This is a genomic window from Cryobacterium sp. Y62, from assembly GCF_002929785.1.
GTDB lineage: Bacteria > Actinomycetota > Actinomycetes > Actinomycetales > Microbacteriaceae > Cryobacterium.
Genome location: NZ_PJJK01000121.1, coordinates 202,792 through 225,237, shown reverse-complemented (window position 1 = coordinate 225,237; position 22,446 = coordinate 202,792). Strand labels below are relative to the sequence as shown.

At 62.4% G+C, this 22,446-nt stretch carries 19 protein-coding genes and 2 pseudogenes; 18 read left to right on the top strand and 3 right to left on the bottom strand.

All coding sequences use genetic code 11. The annotated features are described in order from the left end of the window. Positions 1-269: 269 nt before the first annotated feature. Together rho and prfA are read left to right on the top strand one after the other, a co-directional pair. On the top strand, positions 270-2,765 hold the full coding sequence (gene rho, locus CXY71_RS20380) for a transcription termination factor Rho (protein WP_104139969.1): 2,496 nt from the start codon (positions 270-272) through the stop codon (positions 2,763-2,765). After that, positions 2,765-3,844 carry a peptide chain release factor 1 gene (gene prfA, locus CXY71_RS20375; protein WP_104139966.1) on the top strand — a complete coding sequence of 360 codons (1,080 nt, stop codon included), beginning with the start codon at positions 2,765-2,767 and terminating at the stop codon, positions 3,842-3,844. The genes rho and prfA overlap by 1 nt, the downstream gene beginning before the upstream one ends. Before the next feature lie 47 nt (positions 3,845-3,891). Here prfA and epsC read toward each other — a convergent pair whose 3' ends face one another. Next, the gene (epsC, locus tag CXY71_RS20370; RefSeq protein WP_104139963.1) at positions 3,892-4,479 is read right to left on the bottom strand and encodes a serine O-acetyltransferase EpsC; all 588 of its coding nucleotides are present in this window, start codon (positions 4,477-4,479) and stop codon (positions 3,892-3,894) included. Positions 4,480-4,512: 33 nt separating this feature from the next. Then, positions 4,513-5,448 (bottom strand): cysteine synthase A, encoded by a 936-nt coding sequence (gene cysK, locus CXY71_RS20365; RefSeq protein ID WP_104139960.1) that lies wholly within the window; start codon positions 5,446-5,448, stop codon positions 4,513-4,515. A gap of 126 nt (positions 5,449-5,574) precedes the next feature. Here cysK and prmC point away from each other — a divergent pair, with 126 nt between their 5' ends. The 13 genes from prmC (at position 5,575) to CXY71_RS20300 (ending at position 17,152) form a co-directional block, all read left to right on the top strand. Then, positions 5,575-6,438, top strand: a complete 864-nt coding sequence (gene prmC / locus CXY71_RS20360; RefSeq protein ID WP_233204737.1) for a peptide chain release factor N(5)-glutamine methyltransferase — start codon at positions 5,575-5,577, stop codon at positions 6,436-6,438. Positions 6,439-6,526: 88 nt separating this feature from the next. Further along, complete coding sequence (locus CXY71_RS20355) at positions 6,527-7,348, top strand: L-threonylcarbamoyladenylate synthase (RefSeq protein WP_104139954.1); 822 nt, start codon at positions 6,527-6,529, stop codon at positions 7,346-7,348. Between the two features lie 3 nt (positions 7,349-7,351). Next, complete coding sequence (locus tag CXY71_RS20350) at positions 7,352-8,713, top strand: MraY family glycosyltransferase (RefSeq protein ID WP_104139951.1); 1,362 nt, start codon at positions 7,352-7,354, stop codon at positions 8,711-8,713. Then, the gene (locus tag CXY71_RS20345) at positions 8,710-9,186 is read left to right on the top strand and encodes a hypothetical protein (RefSeq protein ID WP_104139948.1); all 477 of its coding nucleotides are present in this window, start codon (positions 8,710-8,712) and stop codon (positions 9,184-9,186) included. The genes CXY71_RS20350 and CXY71_RS20345 overlap by 4 nt, the downstream gene beginning before the upstream one ends. 195 nt (positions 9,187-9,381) lie before the next feature. Then, the gene (gene atpB, locus CXY71_RS20340; protein ID WP_233204736.1) at positions 9,382-10,170 is read left to right on the top strand and encodes a F0F1 ATP synthase subunit A; all 789 of its coding nucleotides are present in this window, start codon (positions 9,382-9,384) and stop codon (positions 10,168-10,170) included. 53 nt (positions 10,171-10,223) lie between these two features. Further along, positions 10,224-10,460 carry an ATP synthase F0 subunit C gene (atpE, locus tag CXY71_RS20335; protein ID WP_104126466.1) on the top strand — a complete coding sequence of 79 codons (237 nt, stop codon included), beginning with the start codon at positions 10,224-10,226 and terminating at the stop codon, positions 10,458-10,460. Positions 10,461-10,489: 29 nt separating this feature from the next. After that, on the top strand, positions 10,490-11,050 hold the full coding sequence (locus CXY71_RS20330; RefSeq protein WP_104140062.1) for a F0F1 ATP synthase subunit B: 561 nt from the start codon (positions 10,490-10,492) through the stop codon (positions 11,048-11,050). Positions 11,051-11,053: 3 nt separating this feature from the next. Beyond that, positions 11,054-11,851 carry a F0F1 ATP synthase subunit delta gene (locus tag CXY71_RS20325; RefSeq protein ID WP_104139942.1) on the top strand — a complete coding sequence of 266 codons (798 nt, stop codon included), beginning with the start codon at positions 11,054-11,056 and terminating at the stop codon, positions 11,849-11,851. 113 nt (positions 11,852-11,964) lie between these two features. After that, positions 11,965-13,602: a F0F1 ATP synthase subunit alpha gene (gene atpA / locus CXY71_RS20320; RefSeq protein WP_104140059.1), complete on the top strand. Its 1,638-nt coding sequence runs from the start codon at positions 11,965-11,967 to the stop codon at positions 13,600-13,602. A gap of 61 nt (positions 13,603-13,663) precedes the next feature. After that, entirely contained in the window at positions 13,664-14,566 is a 903-nt protein-coding gene (locus CXY71_RS20315; protein WP_104139939.1) for a F0F1 ATP synthase subunit gamma, read from the top strand. Positions 14,567-14,583: 17 nt separating this feature from the next. Further along, entirely contained in the window at positions 14,584-16,047 is a 1,464-nt protein-coding gene (gene atpD, locus CXY71_RS20310; RefSeq protein WP_104139936.1) for a F0F1 ATP synthase subunit beta, read from the top strand. 2 nt (positions 16,048-16,049) lie between these two features. Continuing rightward, a complete protein-coding gene (locus CXY71_RS20305) occupies positions 16,050-16,319 on the top strand; it encodes a F0F1 ATP synthase subunit epsilon (RefSeq protein WP_104139933.1) in 270 nt (89 codons plus the stop codon). A 17-nt stretch (positions 16,320-16,336) separates the two neighbouring features. After that, the gene (locus CXY71_RS20300) at positions 16,337-17,152 is read left to right on the top strand and encodes a YaaA family protein (RefSeq protein WP_104139930.1); all 816 of its coding nucleotides are present in this window, start codon (positions 16,337-16,339) and stop codon (positions 17,150-17,152) included. 24 nt (positions 17,153-17,176) lie between these two features. Here CXY71_RS20300 and CXY71_RS20295 read toward each other — a convergent pair whose 3' ends face one another. Next, the gene (locus CXY71_RS20295; protein ID WP_104139927.1) at positions 17,177-17,674 is read right to left on the bottom strand and encodes a methylated-DNA--[protein]-cysteine S-methyltransferase; all 498 of its coding nucleotides are present in this window, start codon (positions 17,672-17,674) and stop codon (positions 17,177-17,179) included. 134 nt (positions 17,675-17,808) lie between these two features. On the opposite strand from CXY71_RS20295, the gene CXY71_RS20290 reads away from it, so the two are divergent. The 3 genes and pseudogenes from CXY71_RS20290 (at position 17,809) to CXY71_RS20280 (ending at position 22,406) form a co-directional block, all read left to right on the top strand. Beyond that, positions 17,809-18,771, top strand: a complete 963-nt coding sequence (locus CXY71_RS20290) for an aldo/keto reductase (RefSeq protein ID WP_104139925.1) — start codon at positions 17,809-17,811, stop codon at positions 18,769-18,771. A gap of 188 nt (positions 18,772-18,959) precedes the next feature. Further along, positions 18,960-20,549 (top strand): annotated as a pseudogene (locus CXY71_RS20285) (ABC transporter ATP-binding protein). 65 nt (positions 20,550-20,614) lie between these two features. Beyond that, positions 20,615-22,406 (top strand): annotated as a pseudogene (locus CXY71_RS20280) (ABC transporter ATP-binding protein). The last annotated feature ends 40 nt before the right edge of the window (positions 22,407-22,446 follow it).

Genomic DNA, 22,446 nt, shown 5'->3' with positions numbered 1-22,446 from the left:
GGGTTGACGTTCCTCGTGCGCGTCGGCCCGCCTGTCGATTCGACCGTCGGTGGAGTGCTATGATTGACTCGCACCCGATAGAAACCGCCCATGGCGAAATCTTCTCCGATGCATTCCCTGTACCTCACTGCTATTGCGATTTCGTGCGTAGCTGTGTGTGTTTACACCAATCCCCTCCATTTGTCGGATTGGATCACCCGCAGCGCACTCGTCGCTGCATACATCTCCTGGCCTGAATTTTTGTTCGGCAGGGGAAAGGAACCCCCTTCGTGACTGATGTCAACCTCCGTGCCACTGGCTCGGATCTTCCCCGTCTGAGTACCCTTCGCGTGTCCGAGCTTCAGGCTCTGGCCCTCGAACTGAAAATCCCCGGCGCTTCCAAACTTCGTAAAGGAGAACTCGTGGAAGCAATCGAAACGGCTCGATCCAGCACCGAACAGGCCGACACCTTGCAGACCAGCACCGCACAGGTCAGCAACCCTGCTCCGGCCCTGACCGTTGCTTCCCTCGACGTTGCTCCCGTAGTTGAGACGGCGCCGGCCGAGTCCGCATCGATCGAGAGCCTCGCTGAGGCCATCGAGACCGCTCCGCGCAAGCGTCCACCACGTCGTGCCAGCACCAGCACCGCGGCTCCCGCCAAGTCCCACGTCAATGCCGACGCCAGCACCGGTTTCGGCATCATCCTGCCCGACGCTCCCGCCGCCGGTTCTCGTATTGCACGCAACGCCCGCGGCGCGGCGGCTGCCACGAGCGCGCCGATAACGGATGCTTCGGCATCCGTTTCTGAAAACACCGGCGAGAACACGGAACCGGTCACCGACAAGCCAGTTCGCCAGGCACGCAAGCGCGTGCAGGTTGCACCGGTTCACCAGGGCGGTGCGGCGTCCGTTGTCATCAAATCCGCCGACAGCGCCCAGATCGAAAGCGAAGCCACCGACAGCGTCGAGGCCGAGAATGCACCGGCCGAGACGGCACCGGCAGCCCGTCGTCCGTCCCGTCGGGCGTCGTCGCAGCGGAACGTTCCCGCGGCCGACGCCGGCACCGACGCCGCCGCGCCGGTCGAGGCGCCCGGCGATACAGCGGACTCACAGGTCGAAGCAGCAGACGAATCAAACGAGTCGACCGACGACTCCAACGAGTCGAACGCGCCGCGTCAGGGCCGCAGCCGCAGCCGCAGCCGTGGTGGCGACCGGGTGCAGGGCACCGACCGCAACCAAGTTGATCAGAACAACCAGAACGACCGCAACCAAAACGGCTCAAACGACGAGGGTATGACCCGCGCGCAGAGCCAGCGTCAGGCGCGCAATGAGCGCANAAACGACGAGGGTATGACCCGCGCGCAGAGCCAGCGTCAGGCGCGCAATGAGCGCAACCAGGAACGCAATCAGGAGCGCGCGCAGGCGCAGGCCGACCGTAACCAGGACCGTAACCAGGACCGCAACCAGGACCGCAACCAGGGCCAGGACCGCAACCAGGGTCAGGATCGTAACCAGGGTCCCGACCGTCTCGACGACGACATGAATAGCCGCGGCAACCGCAACCGCTATCGTGACCGCAAGCGTCGCGGCCCGAACCAGGGCGATGACTTCGAACCGGAGGTCAACGACGACGACGTGCTCATTCCTGTCGCCGGAATCCTTGACGTGCTCGACAACTACGCGTTCGTTCGCACCTCCGGCTACCTGCCCGGTGCGAGCGACGTCTACGTCTCGCTCGGCCAGGTCAAGAAGTACAACCTGCGTAAGGGCGATGCCGTCGTCGGCTCCATTCGCCAGCCGCACGAGGGCGACCAGTCCGGCCGCCAGAAGTACAACGCCATCGTCAAGGTCGACTCGATCAACGGCCAGACCGTTGAAGAAGCCGCGTCCCGCGTCGACTTCCACAAGCTCACGCCGCTGTACCCGACGGAGCGCCTGCGCCTCGAAACCGAGCCGGGCAAGCTTACCCAGCGCATCATCGACCTCGTCGCTCCGATCGGCAAGGGCCAGCGTGGCCTGATCGTTGCACCGCCCAAGGCCGGCAAGACCATCGTCATGCAGCAGATCGCGAACGCCGTTGCCACCAACAACCCCGAGGTTCACCTCATGGTCGTTCTAGTTGATGAACGTCCCGAAGAGGTCACCGACATGCAGCGCACGGTGAAAGGTGAGGTCATCGCCTCCACCTTCGACCGTCCGGCCGAAGACCACACCACGGTCGCCGAGCTCGCCATTGAGCGTGCCAAGCGTCTGGTCGAGCTCGGCCATGACGTTGTCGTGTTACTCGACTCGATCACCCGTCTGGGCCGCGCCTACAACCTGGTGGCGCCGGCCTCCGGTCGCATCCTCTCGGGCGGCGTCGACGCATCCGCTCTGTATCCGCCGAAGCGTTTCTTCGGCGCGGCCCGCAACATTGAGAACGGTGGCTCGCTCACTATTCTCGCCTCCGCGCTCGTGGAGACGGGCTCCAAGATGGACGAGGTCATCTTTGAGGAGTTCAAGGGCACCGGCAACATGGAACTGCGCCTGTCCCGCCAGTTGGCCGACAAGCGCATCTTCCCTGCCGTCGACGTAAACGCATCGGGCACCCGCCGCGAAGAAATGCTGATGAGCGCGGATGAAGTGAAGGTCACCTGGAAGCTGCGTCGCGCCCTTGCTGGGCTCGAGCAGCAGCAGGCGCTCGAACTCATCCTCGGTCGTCTCAAGGAGACCTCGTCGAACGTGGAATTCCTCATGCAGGTTCAGAAGTCGATGCCGACCCTGAACGGGTCAGACAAGGACAAGTAATGTTCGAATCCGTCCTTACGCTGCTGGCAGAGCACGACGACCTGCAGTCGCAGTTGGCGGATCCGGAACTGCACTCGAATCCGGCCCGTTCGAAGAAGGTAAACCGGCGCTATGCCGAGTTAAGTCGCATCATCGCGGCGTACCACGAGTGGAAAGCGGTTGATGACAACCTCGAAGCCGCTCGTGAACTCGCCGACGAAGATGCTGCCTTCGCCGACGAGATTCCTGATCTGGCCGAGCAGCTGGAGGTCACGGCCGAAAAGTTGCGGCGCCTGCTGATTCCTCGCGACGAACTCGACGCCCGCGACGTGATCATGGAGATCAAGATGGGGGAGGGCGGTGCCGAATCGGCACTGTTCGCCGCCGATCTGCTGCGCATGTACCTGCACTACGCCGAGTCGAATCGCTGGAAAACCGAGATCATCGAGCAGACTTCGAGCGACCTCGGCGGCATCAAAGACATTCAGCTCGCCATCAAGGGCAACTCAAGCGACCCCGCCGAGGGTGTGTGGGCGCACCTAAAGTACGAGGGCGGCGTGCATCGCGTACAGCGCGTGCCGGCGACCGAGTCGCAGGGACGCATTCACACCTCAGCGGCCGGTGTGCTCGTGTTCCCCGAGGTCGACGAGCCCGAAGAGGTCGAATTGCACCCGAACGACCTCAAGATCGACGTGTATCGCTCGAGCGGGCCCGGTGGCCAGTCGGTCAACACCACCGACTCCGCCGTGCGCATCACTCACCTTCCGACCGGAATCGTGGTGGCGATGCAGAACGAGAAGTCGCAGCTGCAGAACAAGGAAGCCGGGATGCGCGTGCTGCGGGCCCGGGTTCTGGCGCGTCAGCAGGAAGAAATCGACGCGGCGGCCTCGCTCGTGCGCAAGGGACAGATTCGTACCATGGATCGCTCCGAGCGCATTCGCACGTACAACTTTCCCGAGAACCGCATCGCCGATCACCGCACCGGCTACAAGGCCTACAACCTCGACGCCGTCATGAACGGAGCCCTCGGCCCCGTGATCGATTCCTGCATCCACGCCGACGAGGAAACTCGCCTGGCCGAGCTCGGCGACCCCGAGTAGCACCCGCCTCAACCGACCGGGCTCGGAAAGCGGGCCCGGTCGCAGTACTAGAGGTAGTACTCGGGCTCGAGCGTGCCGCCGCGGGCCGACTCGACGGTCGCTGGAGTTTGCGGGCGAACCGTCGCGGGAATGCCGACCAGCAGTGACCGCGGCGGGGCATCTTTGGTCACGACCGCGTTCGAGCCGATTGTGCTCCAGGCCCCGATGGTGATCGGGCCGAGGACCTTGGCGCCAGCTCCCACGGTTACTCCATCGTCGAGAAACGGATGCCGCCGCACGCCGCGTGAATGCCCGTGCCGGCTTTTGCCGCCCAGCGTCACCGCGTGGTACAGCATCACGTCATTGCCCAGCACAGCCGTTTCGCCGATCACAACGCCCATGCCGTGGTCGATGAACAGGCGGCGCCCGATGGTCGCCCCCGGATGAATCTCAATTCCGGTCAGAAACCGGGTCACCTGAGACAGCAGGCGAGCGGGTAGGTATAATCCTCGCCGCCACAGACAGTTCGCGATCCGATACGACCAGACCGCGTGCAGCCCACTGTAGGCAAGGAACACCTCGGTGTTGCTTCGCGCGGCTGGGTCGTGGGTGCGCGCTGTCACAATGTCTTCGCGGATGCGTCCGAAAACGCTCACTGACTCTGGGGGATTCATTGAGAGGCAGGCAGCCTAGTCGAGCAGGTCTTCGTACAGCACGGTCGAGATGTAACGTTCGCCGAAGCCGGGAACGATGACGACGATGGTCTTGCCCGCGTTCTCGGGCAGTTTCGCCTGCTCCAGTGCGGCCCAGACGGCCGCACCGCCGGAGATGCCGCCGAGGATGCCCTCATCGGTGCCGAGCTTGCGTGCCGTGGCGAGAGAGTCGGCCAGGGTCACATCGGTGATCGAGTCGTAGACCTGGCGGTCCAGGGTTTCCGGCACGAAGTTCGCGCCGAGGCCCTGAATCTTGTGCGGGCCGGGCTTGCCGCCGGTGAGAATGGGGGAGTCGATTGGCTCAACGCCGACGACCTTGAGGCCTGGCTTCTGCTCCTTGAGATAGCCGCCCGCGCCGGAGAGTGTGCCGCCGGTGCCGATGCCTGCCACGAGAATATCGACGGTGCCCTCGGTGTCGTTCCAGATCTCCACGCCGGTCGTCGCGCGGTGGATGGCCGGGTTGGCCGAGTTGGTGAACTGACTGGCCAGCACGGCACCCGGAGTGTTCGCAACGATTTCGGCGGCCTTCTCGACAGCTCCGCGCATGCCATCGGCACCAGCCGTCAGTACGATCTCGGCGCCGTACGCCCGCATCATGACGCGGCGTTCCTTGCTCATTGTTTCGGGCATGGCCAGAATGACCGCGTAACCGCGGGCGGCGCCGACCATGGCGAGGGCGATGCCTGTGTTGCCGCTGGTCGCTTCGACGATGGTTCCGCCGGGCTTGAGCGAGCCATCCTGCTCGGCCGCGTTGATCATAGCGACGCCGATGCGGTCCTTCACGCTGCTGGAGGGGTTGTAGAACTCGAGCTTTGCGAGCACGGTGGCACCGAGGCCTTCGGTCAAACGGTTCAGCTTGACGAGGGGGGTCCCACCAACGGCTTCGGTGATGTCGGAATAGATCTTGGGCACGAGAGCAACTTTCGTTCGGTGAAATTCAATTAAATTCGATGGGTAGGGCCGTCTCCACCCTATGGCCCACGGCCGTCAATGGCCGGGTGCGTTACATTTCACTACGTGCCTTCTTCAGATTCCGCTCTGCCCTCCACCATCACGTCCCTGCGAAACCAGGCGATTGCCCGCCTCAGTGCTGCCGGAATCACCGACCCGGAAGTCGACGCCGACCTGCTGATCGGCCATGTGCTCGGTCAAAGCCGCGGCGAAGTGCAGGCCGCCAGCATCATGGCCAAACCCGTCAGCAAAGCGGATGCCGCCGACATTGACCTCCTGCTGGTCCGCCGCAGCGCCCGCGAACCCCTGCAGCACATAACGGGGCGCGCCCCCTTTCGGACGTTGGCCCTCAACGTTGGACCGGGCGTCTTCGTGCCTCGCCCCGAAACCGAGCAGGTCGCCCAGTTCGCCATCGACGCGCTGCGCTCGATGCCCGACGCTGAGCCGATCGGCGTCGACCTCGGCACCGGCAGTGGCGCCATCGCCCTGGCTCTGGCCACCGAGGTGCCGCACGCCCGCATTTTCGCCGTCGAGAACTCGGCGGAAGCGTACCCGTGGACCTCGCGCAACTTCGCCGAGGTCGCTGCCCCCAATGCCACCCTCGCCTTCGGCGATCTCGCCGACGCCTTCGTCGAACTCAATGGCACGGTCGCCGTCGTCATTTCCAACCCCCCATACATTCCAGCGAATGCAATTCCCCGCGACCCAGAGGTACGCCTGTTCGATCCGGCCCACGCCCTGTTCGGTGGCCCGGACGGCCTCGACGTGGTGCGAAGCGTGTCGGCGACCGGCTTGCGCCTGCTGCGAGCGGGCGGTGTGCTCGTGATCGAGCACGGCGAGCTGCAGGGAGCGGCCATTCGGGCTCTGCTGGCCGCGGACGGCTGGCGCACCCCGGCCACCCACCGCGATTACACGAGTCGCGACCGGGCGACCACGGCGGTGCACCCCTGATTGACTCTGCACCTCTGATCGACGCTTATGTGTGGCAGCAGCCGTGGCATCCGCTTCTCACAACCGCGCGGGGTTAGAATTGCCGGAAATGACACGTATCTACGACTGCACGAGCGACTCGGACACGGGCGAATCCGACACGAGCCAATCGAAATACCAGGCGGCCATCGCGCTGGCGCGCTCGGCGATCGGCCGCGGGGCCCTCGTCGTCATCCCCACCGACACCGTCTACGGGGTTGCCGCCGACGCGTTCAATGCCGAAGCCGTGCAGCTGCTTCTAGACGCAAAGGGGCGCGGGCGCCAATCGCCGCCTCCCGTGCTGATTCCCGCCGTCAGTACCCTCGATGCCCTCGCCGTCGACGTACCGCAGCCGGTACGCGACCTGATCGCGGCGTTCTGGCCGGGCGGATTGACCGTCATCGTCAATGCCCAGCCGTCACTGGTCTGGGATCTTGGCGAAACCCGCGGTACCGTCGCCCTGCGCATGCCGAGCAATCAGGTTGCGCTCGACCTGCTCGCCGCAACTGGCCCGCTCGCGGTGTCCAGCGCAAACCTCAGCGGCGCGCCCGCCGCCCTCGACGCGCTTTCCGCCGAAGCCGCCCTCGGCGAGAGCGTTGAGGTCTATCTCGACGGCGGCACAGCCGGCAACACGTATGAAAGCGCCTTCGGACTGGCCGGTGAGGGCTCCTCGACCATCGTCGACGCGACCGGCTTTGATACTAATGGCGGCCTGCTGCACATCGTGCGCTCCGGGGTCATCTCCCGAGACGCGATCTCAAACGTCATCGGCGCACTGCTGGCCCCGGAGAAAATGCCCGACGCAGCGGTCGACCCGATCGATCCAGTCGAAACGGATGCAACACCCACACTCTCCGCACCCTCTCAGGATGATACGGATACCAGCCGGTAGCCCATGACAGTATTCATTCTGCTCGCGCTCGTATCGGCGATCGTCACCTTCGCGCTGTCGATCGTCGTTTACAAGGTCAGCCACAAGTACCGGCTGTACCCGAAGATTCGTGAACGCGACGTGCACACCCGCCCGACACCACGCCTCGGCGGAATCGCCATGTTTCTCGGCATCCTGGTCGCATTCGGTATCGCCTACCTCACAGCCGGAGCATTCGCGCCGCTGCGCCTGGTCTTTGCCGATCCGCAGCAGATCCTCGCGATTCTCGGCGCGGCGCTGCTGATCGTGCTTGTCGGGGTGGCCGACGATATCTGGGACCTTGACTGGATGACGAAGCTGGCCGGCCAATTCATCGCCGCCGGGCTTGTAGCCTGGCAGGGCGTGCAAATCTACTCCCTGCCGATCGGCGGATTGACGGTCTGGAGCGGCTGGACGTCGATCGTCGTCACGGTTGTCGCCATCGTCGTTGTCATGAACATGATCAACTTCATCGATGGCCTCGACGGTCTCGTCACCGGCGTCGCCCTCATCGCCAACGGCGTGTTCTTTCTGTACAGCTACCTGCTCGTGCGTGATACCTCGCCGACCAACTACTTTAACCTCGCGTCGCTTATTGCTGCCATCCTGGTCGGCGCCTGTGTGGGGTTCCTGCCGTTGAACTGGCATCCAGCGAAGATGTTCATGGGCGACGCCGGTGCGCTCCTGGTGGGTCTGCTCATGGCCACGAGTGCGATAGCCATCACCGGGCAGATCGACCTGACCTCCCTCAACCGTTCACAGCTGTTCCCGGCCTTCATTCCCCTCTTGCTGCCTCTGGCGATCATGATCATCCCGCTGCTGGACTTCGGGCTCGCCGTCCTCCGTCGCGTACACGCTGGCAAGTCACCCTTCAGCGCCGACCGAAAACACCTGCACCACCGCTTGCTTGATATGGGACATTCCCACCTGCATGCCGTGCTGATCTTCTATGGATGGACAGCAGCAGCATCCATCGGATGCCTGCTCTACTACATCCTCCCGGTTTACCTCGGTCTTCCCACCGGCTACGCCACCATCTTCCTGGTCGTGTCCCTGCTTGTCTGCACGATCGTCACCCTCGCCCCGCTCGGCCGCCGCAAGACCGGCGAGTTTGCCAGCCAGTCGGCGCCGTTGCCGGTGATCGTGCTGAATCAGCTCGACCCGCTCGACGTCGCGGCCCAGGGTGCAATCAGCGACACGGCACTATCAGACACAGCACCATCAGATTCTGTACCATCAGGCCCGGAACCATCAGAACCGACGCCATCAGACCGCCCACCATCAGACCCCGTAACGACACGAGCGAACGCCCCGGTGGCGACGCCTGCCGAGGAGAACGCATCATGACCAGCACCAGCCAGCCAGCCTCCACCCAGCCCACCTCGATCCCCGTGCTGCGTCGTATCCTGATCTACGGGGTGTATGTCGCCCTCGCCATCGCCGTGGTCGGGTCCATCGTCGGCTTTGCAGTTGACGGCGGTACCGGAGTGCTCAGTGCCCTGATCGGTACGGCCATGTCGGTCGCTTTTATGGGGATCACGGCCGGCAGCATCCTTCTGGCCAACCGCGTGGCCGGAAGCGAATCCGCCATCGGTGGATTCTTCGGCATCATCATGGGGGGCTGGCTGCTTAAATTCGTCGTTTTCCTGGTGCTTTTGGTGCTGCTGCAGGACCGCGCCTGGATCCAGCCGATGGTGCTGTTTTTCTGCATCATTGCTGGAGTGATCGGCTCCCTCGTGGTCGATGCGGTCGTGGTACTGAAGAGCCGAATGCCCTATACGAGTGACGTTATGTTGCCCCCGGCACCCGGCGACGACTGACCCAGGCACCCAAGCCTCAGCCCATCCGGCTCTCGATTCGGCCCAGCGCCTGATCTTTGCTAGAGTAAACACCGATCCAACCCCGGTTTGCACATGCTTTACAGCGTCGTGAACCTGCCCATATTCGTCGATGCGCGAGCAGAGCTCACCGCCCCGAAACAGGAGAAAGCGCTGCTAAAAATCGCCGTAAACCTGATGGTCCCGTCCGCCACCGGCGACGGTGAATTCCACGGTCCCTCCATCAATGAGTTCTTCCCCGATGTAATCTTCTTCGCCGATACTCCGTTCGAGATCAACCGCATTATTTTGATTCGTTTCCTCGCGGTTGCGGTTCTGATGCTGGTCTTCTGGCTTGGTACACGTCGTATGAAAATCATTCCGACCCGCGGTCAAAGCCTGGCCGAAATGGGGCTCGACTTCGTTCGCGTCAATATCGCCGAAGACTTGCTCGGAAAGAAAGACGGCAAGCGTTTTTTGCCGCTTCTGACCACCATCTTCTTCATGGTGTTGTTCATGAACCTCACGGGAATTATTCCATTCCTTAACATTGCCGGCACCTCGGTGGTTGGGGTTCCGCTGCTACTCGGTGTCATCGCCTACGTGACGTTCATCTATGCCGGCGTGAAGAAGAGCCCGGGAAATTTCTTCCGCAACTCTCTTTTCCCGCCCGGCGTGCCGGTCTTTCTCTACATCATCGTGACGCCGATCGAGTTCATCTCGACGTTCCTGGTGCGACCGTTCACCCTCACACTCCGATTGATGATGAACATGATCGTCGGACACCTTCTGCTGGTGCTGTTTTTCAGCGCAACGCAGTTCTTTTTCTTCACCGCGGATGGCGGGTTCAAGCTCTTCGGCGCTGGTACCCTCGCTTTCGGCTTCGCCTTCACTCTGTTCGAAGTGCTGATTGCCCTCCTCCAGGCTTATATTTTTGCCCTACTCACCGCCGTCTACATCCAGCTTGCGCTGGCTGAGGAACACTAGACACTTTAGGAATCCGGCACTCGCCGAATTCACCATCACGGAAGGAAACATACGTGGACGCAACAACCGTTCTCGCGGAAATCAACGGAAACATCGCTACCGTCGGTTATGGCCTCGCAGCCATCGGCCCGGCAATTGGTATCGGTATCGTCGTTGGCAAGACCATCGAAGGTGTCGCTCGTCAGCCTGAACTGGCCGGCCGTCTGCAGGTGCTGATGTACATCGGTATCGCCTTCACCGAGGCGCTCGCCTTCATCGGTATCGCCACCTACTTCATCTTCACAAACTAGTCCTCTTTACTACTCAGTTAGGAGGCATGATGCTTCACGCAGTAATTGCAGCCGCGACGGAAGAAGTGGCTAAAAACCCGCTCATCCCGGAGATCTACGACATCATTTGGTCGGCGGTCTGCTTTGTCGTGATTTTGTTCTTCTTCTTGAAGGTTGCGCTGCCCAAGATGCAGAAGCTTCTTGACGATCGTGCAGAAGCCATCGAGGGCAACATCGCCAAAGCCGACGACGCCCAGCGCAAGGCCGAAGCTGCGCTCGTGCAGTACACGGCCCAGCTTGCTGACGCTCGCGCCGAAGCCGGTCAGATTCGTGACCAGGCCCGCACCGACGGCCAGCGCATCATCGCTGAGCACAAGGAAGTGGCAACGGCCGAGGCCGGTCGCATCACGTCCAGCGCGAAGACGCAGATCGAAGCCGAACGTCAGGCCGCCGTCGTGTCGCTTCGAAGTGAGGTCGGTACCCTCGCCATTGACCTAGCCTCGGGTGTCATCGGTGAAAGCCTGTCCGACGACGCCAAGGCCAGCGCCATTGTCGATCGTTTCTTGGCCGAACTTGAAGCCAGCGAAGCACCAGTAGCAGGAAAGAACTAGCGAATGGGAAGCGCCACCAGAGAAGCACTCGCCACGTCGAGGGCGGCACTGTTCGTTCCCGGCGGTACAACCGATCTGGCGACGGGCGAGAGCCTGTTCGGCGCCGGTCGCGTGATCGGTTCATCGTCGCAGCTCTTGTCTGCGCTTGGCGACGCATCAGCGGATGCCGCGGCCAAGGTCACCCTCGTTCGTGCCGTCTTCGGCACCAGCGTGACGCCTCGCGCGTTGGACCTGCTCGCGGCCGTCGTCTCCGAACGTTGGTCCAGCCACGACGACCTGCTCGCCGGGATCGAAGAACTGGGCCTTCGGGCATCCGCCCTGTCTGCTTCGGCCGGCATGTCGATCGAGGGCGAACTGTTCGCCTTTGGTAAGACCGTCTCCTCTGACGCGGAGCTCGAACTGGCCCTCGCCAGCAAACTTGGCAAAATCGATGCCAAAGCAGCCCTGGTTGAAAAGCTTCTAGCCGGCAAGGTGTCCGGTCAGACGCTCGCAATCGTTCGCCACTTGGTGCAGCAGCCTCGCGGCCGTCGCATCGGCGAATTGCTGCGACAGGCCGCATCCGTTGTCGCCGATCAAGCCGGAACGTCGATTGCCACCATCACTTCGGCGAGCGTTTTGACGCCCGCCCAGCTTGACCGTCTGCTGAAGAGCCTCCAGGAACGCCATGGCCGCGCACTCACCATCAACCAGGTCGTTGACCCGGCTCTGGTCGGGGGAGTACGCGTACAGATCGGCGATCTGGTCATCGACGGCAGCATTGCAACCCGCCTGGCCGATTTGAGACTCCAGCTCACCAGCTGATTTTTGCGCAGTTTGACAAGACCGGCAGCACCGTAAACCACGCAGTACCAGATTCAGGGCGGCAGCGTCCTGAACAGACAGAACCTGTACAGCCGTACAGAAAAGGGAAGATGATGGCAGAACTAACGATCAGCCCCGATGAGATCCGTGGCGCTCTCCAGGACTTCGTGAAGTCCTATGAGCCCAACAAGACATCGACGACCGAGGTCGGCTACGTCACCACGGCCGGTGACGGTATCGCCCACGTTGAGGGTTTGCCCGGCGTGATGGCCAACGAGCTCATCAAGTTCGCCGACGGCACCCTGGGCTTGGCCCAGAACCTCGACGAAGATGAGATCGGTGTTGTTGTGCTCGGCGAGTTCGCCAGCGTTGTCGAGGGCATGGAGGTTCACCGCACCGGTGAGGTTCTCTCCGTTCCCGTCGGTGACGCCTTCCTGGGCCGCGTCGTCGACCCGCTTGGCGCCCCGATCGATGGTCTCGGCGAGATTGTCAGCGAGGCTCGCCGTGCCCTCGAGCTGCAGGCTCCCGGTGTCATGCACCGTAAGAGCGTGCATGAGCCGATGCAGACCGGTATCAAGGCCATTGACGCCATGATCCCGATCGGCCGTGGCCAGCGCCAGCTCATCATCGGTGACCGCCAGACCGGCAAAACCGCCATCGCGATCGACACCATCATCAACCAGAAAGCCAACTGGGAGTCCGGCGACACGACGAAGCAGGTTCGCTGCATCTATGTCGCCATCGGTCAGAAGGGCTCCACCATCGCTTCGGTGAAGGGTGCGCTCGAGGATGCCGGAGCGATGGAGTACACTACCATCGTCGCCGCTCCCGCCTCTGACCCGGCCGGCTTCAAGTACCTCGCGCCGTACACTGGTTCGGCTATCGGCCAGCACTGGATGTACGCAGGCAAGCACGTTCTCATCGTCTTCGACGACCTGTCCAAGCAGGCCGAGGCCTACCGTGCCGTGTCGCTGCTGCTGCGTCGCCCGCCGGGACGCGAAGCGTACCCCGGAGACGTGTTTTACCTGCATTCTCGTCTGCTCGAACGTTGCGCCAAGCTGTCCGACGCCCTCGGCGCCGGGTCGATGACCGGTCTTCCGATCATCGAGACCAAGGCCAATGACGTTGCCGCCTACATTCCGACCAACGTGATCTCGATCACCGACGGCCAGATCTTTCTGCAGTCCGACCTGTTCAACGCCAACCAGCGTCCTGCTGTCGACGTGGGTATCTCGGTCTCCCGCGTCGGTGGCGATGCGCAGGTCAAGTCGATCAAGAAGGTGTCGGGAACGCTCAAACTTGAGCTGGCTCAGTACCGCTCGCTCGAAGCCTTCGCGATGTTCGCCTCCGACCTCGACGCGGCCAGCCGTCGCCAGCTCGCCCGTGGTGCTCGTCTGACCGAACTGCTGCGTCAGCCTCAGTATTCGCCGTACCCCGTTGAGGATCAGGTCGTCTCGATCTGGGCCGGCATCAACGGCAAGCTGGACGAGGTGCCCGTTCCCGATGTGCTGCGTTTCGAGCGCGAGCTGCTTGACTTCCTTGGGCGCAACACTGAGATCTTGAAGAATCTGCGCGAGACCAACGTTCTCTCCGACGAGACCGTTGCCGCTCTGACCGCTGGTGTCGACAAGTTCAAGCTCGAGTTTCAGACCGGCGAGGGCAAGCCGCTCGCCTCGGTCGGCAAAGAGAAGTTTGAGGCCATTGCCGCCGAAGACGTCAACCAGGAAAAGATCGTCAAGCACCGCCGCTAGTCGCTGATCCGACTTACGGCGCCACTGATCTCATCAAACTGAAAGACAAGGAAGCAGACACATGGGAGCGCAACTTCGCGTCTACCGGCAGAAGATCAAGTCTGCCCAGACGACCAAGAAGATCACTCGGGCCATGGAGCTGATCTCCGCCTCGCGCATCCAGAAAGCGCAGGCGCGAGTCGCTGCGTCAACCCCGTATTCGCGTGCAGTGACACGTGCCGTTTCGGCCGTGGCGACGTACTCGAACGTCGAGCACGTGCTCACCACCGAGCCGGAGAAGATCGAGCGCGCAGCGGTCGTCATTTTCGCCTCCGATCGCGGCCTGGCCGGTGCGTTCAGCTCGCAGGTTCTGCGTGAAGCGGAGTCGCTCAGTGAGCTGCTGCGCGGCCAGGGCAAGGACGTCGTCTACTTCTTGGTTGGTCGCAAGGCCATCGCGTACTTCACCTTTCGGGGCCGCACGTCTGAGCGAGTCTGGACCGGCGGCACCGATCAGCCACAGTTCGAAACGGCCAAGGAAATCGGCGAGGCGTTGCTCGAGTCGTTCCTCACGGACTACGCCGATGGCGGCGTCGATGAGATTCACATCGTCTACAACCGATTCGTGAGCATGGTCACCCAGGTTCCAGAAGTCATTCGACTGCTACCGCTCGAGGTCGTTGAGGGTGTTGAAGAACCGGGTAACAGCACGGTTCTTCCGCTCTATGAGTTCGAGCCTGACGTGGAAACGGTTCTGGACAGCCTCCTCCCGGTCTACATCGAGAGTCGCCTGTACAACGCCATGTTGCAGTCGGCGGCATCCGAGCACGCGAGCCGTCAAAAGGCGATGAAGTCGGCCAGCGACAACGCCGACAAGCTGATCACGGACTACACACGGTTGTCGAACAATGCGCGTCAGTCCGAGATTACCCAGCAGATTTCCGAGATCGTGGGTGGAGCCGATGCGCTCTCATCCGCCAAGAAGTAACCAGAGAAGAGAGAGCAATGACTGACACCGCAACCGCGCCAGTCCGCGCGGAGGATACGGCCGGCTCTGTTGGCCGCATCGCCCGTGTCACGGGCCCCGTGGTCGACATCGAGTTTCCGCATGACTCGATCCCCGGCATCTACAACGCCCTAAAGACCACGATCACCATCGGCGACGAGTCGAACGAGATCACCCTCGAGGTTGCTCTGCACCTCGGCGACGACCTGGTTCGTGCCATCGCGCTCAACCCGACCGACGGACTTGTCCGTGGCCAGGAAGTGCGAGACACCGGCAGCCCGATCACGGTTCCGGTCGGAAACGTCACCAAGGGCAAGGTCTTTAACGTCATCGGCGATGTGCTGAACGCCAAGCCGGGCGAGACAATCGAGATCACGGAGCGCTGGCCGATCCACCGCAAGCCGCCGCCCTTCGACCAGCTCGAGTCCAAGACTCAGTTGTTCGAAACCGGCATCAAGGTCATCGACCTCCTGACGCCGTATGTTCTCGGTGGAAAGATCGGTTTGTTCGGTGGTGCCGGAGTCGGCAAGACCGTGCTCATCCAGGAAATGATCCAGCGCGTTGCGCAGGACCACGGTGGAGTGTCGGTGTTCGCCGGTGTCGGCGAGCGTACCCGTGAGGGCAACGACCTCATCGCTGAGATGGAAGAAGCCGGCGTCTTCGACAAGACCGCTTTGGTTTTCGGCCAGATGGACGAGCCGCCGGGAACGCGTCTGCGCGTGGCCCTCTCCGCCCTCACCATGGCTGAGTATTTCCGCGACGTGGAGAAGCAAGACGTCTTGCTCTTCATTGACAACATCTTCCGTTTCACGCAGGCCGGATCCGAGGTGTCGACCCTCCTGGGCCGTATGCCTTCCGCCGTGGGCTACCAGCCCAACCTGGCCGACGAGATGGGCATCCTGCAGGAGCGAATCACGTCGACCCGTGGCCACTCGATCACGTCCCTTCAGGCGATCTACGTTCCCGCTGACGACTACACCGACCCGGCTCCGGCGACCACGTTCGCGCACCTCGACGCCACGACCGAGCTGTCGCGTGAAATCGCGTCGAAGGGCCTCTACCCGGCCGTCGACCCGCTCACTTCGACCAGCCGTATTCTCGACCCCCGCTACCTGGGTGCCGATCACTACAACACGGCCGTTCGGGTCAAGGCCATTCTGCAGAAGAATAAGGAACTCCAGGAGATCATCGCGATCCTCGGTGTTGACGAGCTCTCTGAAGAAGACAAGGTCACGGTTTCTCGTGCGCGTCGCATTCAGCAGTTCCTCTCCCAGAACACCTACATGGCGAAGAAGTTCACCGGTGTTGAGGGCTCCACGGTTCCGCTGAAGGACACCATTGAGTCCTTCACGGCGATCGCCAATGGTGACTTCGACCACGTGGCCGAGCAGGCTTTCTTCAACGTCGGTGGCATCAACGACGTTGAAGAGAAGTGGGCTCAGATTCAGAAAGAGAACGACTAAACATGGCAAAGTCGCTGTCCGTCAGCGTGGTGTCGGCCGACCAACAGGTTTGGACCGGCGAAGCGACGATGGTTGTCGCCAAAACCGTCGAAGGCGAGATCGGTATTCTTGCCGGTCACGAACCGATGTTGGCGATTCTGGCCGTTGGCGATGTTCGCCTCACTCTGGCCGATGGTTCCAAGGTCGTTGCGAAGGCTGAAGATGGCTTTCTGTCCGTCGACAACGACATTGTGACCGTCGTGGCTCGCAAGGCTGAACTCGTCAGTTCCTAGCAACGTACAGAACACCTTTGCTGATACTGCTACCGCCGTCGGAGACGAAACGCTCCGGCGGCGAAGCTGTACCCCTGGACTGGTCGCTCCTGGCTTATCCGGTACTCAGCGTCAAGCGCCGGTCCCTCGCACGGTCACTGGTGAGCCTGTCCCGGCATCCGGAAGCGGCGATGGCCGCCCTGAAACTCGGTCGTACGCAGCTGTTCGAACTAGACCGCAACCGCGAGCTTCTGCGGTCGCCGACCATGCCCGTCATTGATCGTTACACGGGGGTGCTCTTTGATGGGTTGGACGCTGCCACTCTGACGGCCCTGCAGCGCGAGTTCGCGCATGCCCACCTTGTGGTGCATTCCGCGCTTCTCGGGCCGATCACCGCCTTGGACCCGATTCCGGCCTACCGTCTGTCGCACGACTCGCGGGTGCCGGATCTGACTTTGAACAAGCATTCGCTCAAACAACACTGGTCGGCTGACGTGCAGAAGCTCCTCGGCCATACCGAGGGCCTGCTGCTCGATCTGCGTTCGGAGGCCTACGTCGCCCTCGGCGCCCGACCGGTGCGGCCCGACTCGATTTACCTACGGGTTGTCGCCGACGCCGGCGACGGCCAGAGACGTGCCCTCAACCACTTCAACAAAAAGTCCAAGGGGGAATTCGCGCGGGCCCTGATCGACAACGGGCAGGACTTTGGGGCTGTTGCTGAGCTGATCGACTGGGCCCGATCGGTCGGTATCAGCCTGACACCCGGTGCGCCCGGCGAACTTCAGCTGCTCGTCGAGCAGCACTTGGCCAGCAAGGGCCGGCCGGCGACGTCGACGATCTACACGGCACGGTAACGCAGAAGCATCCTCGGGAACGGGCTAGCGATGCATGATGCTCTCGTGATCGAGTAGCCAGGCTTTGGTAGGGATTCCCTGACCAGCGCTGTAACCGGTGATGCGGCCCGTGGTCGCGAGCACGCGGTGGCAGCCGATGATGATCGGCACCGGGTTGGCGCCGACGGCTCCGCCGATGGCGCGGCCCGACCCGAACCGCCCGATGTCGCTGCCGAGCGCACCGTACGAGATGACCTCGCCGAAGCCCAGAGTTGAGAGGCGAGCCCACACGCTGCGTTGAAAATCGGTGCCGCGGGTCAGGTGCACCGGAAGATCGAAGGAGTGTCGGGTGCCGGCGAAATACTCATCCAGCTGCTTGGCCGCCCGTTGGAGTACCGGGGAGGGGTTCTCGGCGGATTCTTCGAGCGGAAGGTGACCGTCGGTTTCGATCGAGAGTGAGAGGATGCCGTCATCATCGGCGGTTAGTTCAAGCCGCCCGAGGGGGCTCGGTAACCGAAGAAGCGCGGGAGGCGTGGTGGTCATATTTCGACTGTAGCCGCACCCGCATGAGCGCCCTCGCGGGTTTCGGACTTCGATGCCGAACGTCGGCAACGGTGCAGCTGTGCAGGAGACGGTCGGTTTGCGCCGAGCCGCCCGAACGGTCCTAGTCTAAAGGGATGGCTCAGATTGAATATCGCAGACTTGGCTCCTCCGGACTGACCGTTTCAACGATCGGACTGGGTTGCAACAACTTCGGCCGCAGGGGTACGGCGTCGGAGGGACAGGATGGCACGACCGCCGTCATTGATGCGGCCTTCGAGGCCGGGGTCACTCTCTTTGACACGGCAGACATCTATGGCGCCGAGCGAGGGCTGAGTGAGACCCTGATGGGTCACTCGCTGCGCGGCAAACGCGATCAGATCGTGCTCGCGTCCAAGTTCGGCATGGACATGGGCGGGCTGAACGGTCCGGACTGGGGTGCGCGTGGCTCGCGCCGGTACATCCGTTTGGCTGTTGAGGCATCCCTTCGACGCCTGCAGACCGACTGGATCGACCTGTATCAGCTGCACGTGGCCGATTCATTGACACCGATCGAGGAAACGCTTTCCACGCTCGATGATCTCATTACCGAGGGTAAGATTCGTTACATCGGCCACTCCAATCTGGCCGGCTGGCAGATCGCGGAGGCGGAGTTCACTGCGCGAATGAACGGGCATCCCAAGTTCATCTCGAGCCAAAACGAGTACAGCCTGCTGGTGCGCGATGTCGAAGAAGAGGTCCTTCCGGCCGTCACTGCTTACGGCCTGGGTTTTCTACCGTTCTTCCCCCTCTATAACGGGCTGTTAACCGGCAAGTTCTCCCGCGCGGGCGGACCAGCCGACAGCCGCATCATGATGATCCGGCGTCACCTCGCTGACCATGCTCCGTGGGACGTGATCGAGCAGTACCAGCAGTGGTGCGACGCGCGTGGCGTGAGCATGCTCGTAGCGACGTTTGCCTGGCTGCTCGCCCAGCCCGGACTCACGAGTGTGATCGCCGGCGCGACCAAACCCGAACAGATCCGTCAAAATGCCAGCGCCGCCGCTGCATGGCAGCCGAGCGCCGACGAGGTGGCCTACATTTCGGAGCTCTTTGCCTGAACGCCTCATGTGAAGTTTTGCAATAAATCGTTGATTTTTGCGCACGGCGCAATACTTCGGACGGCGCAATACTTCGCACGTCGACGCATCGGAAAGAGTGCACTATTGCATCGAAGGTAGCTGTGCCGACCCATCCGGTCTGGGGCGGTGTTTATGCACGCATCCAGACGGTTCAGTAGGAGAGTTTCGTGCTTTGGTCCTTGCTCGTGAGCTATCTGCGGCCGTACTTGCAACTGCTCACCGGGGTGTTCGTCTTTCAATTGGCCTAGTCGATCGCGTCCCTCTTTCTACCCACTCTGAACGCCGACATCATCGACGAGGGCGTCGCTACCGGCGACACCGGCTACATTCTGCGTGTTGGCGGCTTGATATTGCTCATCACCCTCGCCCAGATCGGGTGCGCGATCGTCGCCGTGTACTTTGGTGCCAAGGTGGCGACGAAAGTCGGCCGGGACCTGCGCGGGGCGGTCTTCAGCCGGGTGGGCGAGTTCTCCGAGCAGGAGGTCACCCGGTTCGGCGCGCCATCGCTGATCACTCGCTCCACCAATGACGTGCAGCAGGTACAGATGCTCGTGCTCACAACCTGCACGTTGCTCGTCTCCGCGCCCATTCTCAGCATCGGCGGCGTGATCATGGCGATCCGTCAGGATGTACAACTGTCTTGGTTGATCGCGGTGAGCGTGCCCATATTGCGCATCGCGGTGGGACTCATCGTCGTAAGAATGGTTCCGCTGTTTCGCAAGATGCAGACTCGCATCGACATCGTGGGCCGGGTGCTGCGGGAACAGCTCACGGGCATCCGCGTCGTGCGGGCGTTTGTGCGGGAAGACGTGGAAATCGCCCGTTTCGCCAAGGCCAACCAGGACGTTACCGACGTGGCCCTGAGCTCGGGCCGGCTGATGGCGCTCATGATGGCCACGTTCATGGCCGTGATGATTCCGCGTTCCGCCGTCTCGGCCGACCGCATCGGCGAAGTGCTGGCCACCGCGTCGAGTGTCGTGCCGCCGGCGAACCCGATAAACGTGCCAGTCGGCCATGGCGAGCTCGAACTGCTCGACGTGGGCTTCGCCTATCCCGGCGCCGAACAGCCGGTGCTGCGTAACGTGAGCTTCATCGCTCGCCACGGCGAGACCACGGCGATCATCGGCAGCACGGGGAGTGGCAAAACCACCCTAGTGAACCTGTTGCCGCGGCTGTTCGACGCCACAAGCGGTTCCGTTCTGGTAGACGGCGTGAATGTGCGCGAGTTGAACCCCGAACTGCTCTGGGGCAATATCGGTCTCGTACCGCAAAAGCCGTACCTGTTCTCCGGCACCGTGCGTAGCAACCTGCTCCACAGCAAACCGGATGCGACAGAAGAGGAACTTTGGCAGGCGCTCACCATCGCCCAGGCCCGCGACTTCGTCACAGAGATGGACGGCGCACTCGATGCCCCGATCACGCAGGGCTGCACCAATGTGTCTGGCGGCCAGCGACAGCGCCTCGCCATTGATTGGGACCTGGTGAAACGACCGAACCTCTACATTTTCGACGACTCGTTCTCGGCGCTCGACCTCACGACGGATGCCCGGCTGCGGCTCGCGCTCAAACAGAGCACCGACGGAGCCACCATGGTCATAGTCGCCCAGCGGGTATCGAGCATCATCGACGCCGACCAGATCCTGGTCCTTGAAGACGGCCGTATCGTCGGCCGAGGAACTCACGAACAGCTGCTCGAGTCCAACACGACCTACCAGGAAATTGTGTCATCCCAGCTCGCCGCGGAGGAAGCAGCGTGAGCGAGACGCGCGCTGATGACAAGCCGTTGCCGCGCCCACAGCGCGGCGGCGGGCCCTTCGGAGGGATGAATCTGCCGGCCGAGAAATCCCTGAATTTCACGGTCTCGGGCAAACGACTGCTGGGCCAGCTGCGACCGGAACACCTGTGGCTCGCGCTCGTGTTCGCCCTCGCTGTGATCAGCGTGACCTTCTCGGTGCTTAGGCCGCGCCTGCTGGGCGAGGGCACCAACCTGATCTTTTCCGGCGTGGTGTCGAAATCGCTGCCGAGCGGCAGCAGTCAAGCCGACGCGATCGCAGGGCTGCGGGCATCCGGTGACAGCACGCAGGCCGACATGCTCAGCGGCATGACGCTCACGCCTGGGCTCGGCATCGACTTCGACTTCGACTTCGACTTCGCTATGCTCTCCGCCTTCCTGTTCTGGGCGCTCGCACTCTACATACTCTCGAGCGTGTTCAGTTGGATGCAGGCCTACGTGCTCAACGGAGTCGTGCAGCGCACCGTCTACCGGCTGCGCGAAGAGATCGAGGCGAAAATCAATCGCCTGCCGCTGAGCTATTTCGATAAGAAACCGCGCGGTGAACTGCTCAGCCGGGTCACCAACGACGTCGACAATATCTCGCAGAGCCTTCAGCAGGCGCTTAGCCAGGTAGTCACAAGCCTGCTCACAGTGATCGGTGTCATCGTGATGATGCTCATCCTCTCGCCCCTGCTCGCCCTGATTGCGCTCGTCACCGTGCAGCTCACCCTCGTGATCACCGCCTTCATCGCCAAGCGTTCGCAGAAACTGTTCGTCGCCCAGTGGGCGAACACCGGGGAGCTGAACGGTCAGATCGAGGAGACCTTCACCGGCAATGACCTTCATTGGCTACCTCGTCTACGTAGCCATCGCGGTCGTCGGTGGCCTGCAGGTCGCCTCCGGTACCATGCAGCTCGGTGACGTGCAGGCGTTCATTCAATACTCCCGCCAGTTCACCCAGCCACTCGCGCAGCTCGGGTCGATGGCCAACCTGCTGCAGTCGGGCGTGGCCTCCGCTGAACGAATATTTGACCTGCTCGATGCCGCGGAGCAGAGCGAAGACGCGGACTCGGTGGAGGCCCCCGCTGAGGTACACGGCCGTCTGGTCTTCGAAAACGTCTCGTTTCGATACACCGAGGACAAACCGCTGATCGAACAACTCAGCCTCGTTGCCGAACCCGGGCAGACTATCGCGATCGTCGGCCTGACCGGGGCCGGCAAGACCACCCTCGTGAACCTCATGATGCGGTTCTACGAGATCAACTCCGGGCGCATCCTGCTCGACGGCGTTGACGTAGCGACCATGACCCGGCACGACCTGCGCAGCCGCATAGGAATGGTGCTGCAGGACACCTGGGTGTTTGGCGGCACCATCCGCGACAACATCGCCTACGGCCGACCGGATGCGACGGAGCAGGATATTCGCGCTGCCGCCGCCGCCACCTACGTGGATCGATTCGTGCACTCGCTTCCGGACGGATATGACACCGTGCTCGACGACGAGGGAGGCAACGTCAGCGCGGGGGAGATACAGCTGCTCACCATTGCCCGAGCATTCTTGGCCAAGCCGAGCGTGCTCATCCTCGACGAGGCAACGAGTTCGGTCGACACGCGCACCGAGGTGCACGTGCAAAAGGCGATGAGCGCGTTGCGGGCCGAACGCACCATCTTTGTCATCGCACACCGGCTGTCGACCATTCACGACGCCGACCTGATTCTCGTGATGGAGTCTGGCCGCATCGTGGAGCAGGGCAAGCATGTGCACTTGCTCACCGCGAACGGTGCCTACCAGGCGCTGTATGCGGCGCAGTTCGCGGCCCCGGTCGCCGACGAGGTGTAAAGCGTCTCCTCTACAGGGGGCCTGCCGCCGAGGTGATCCC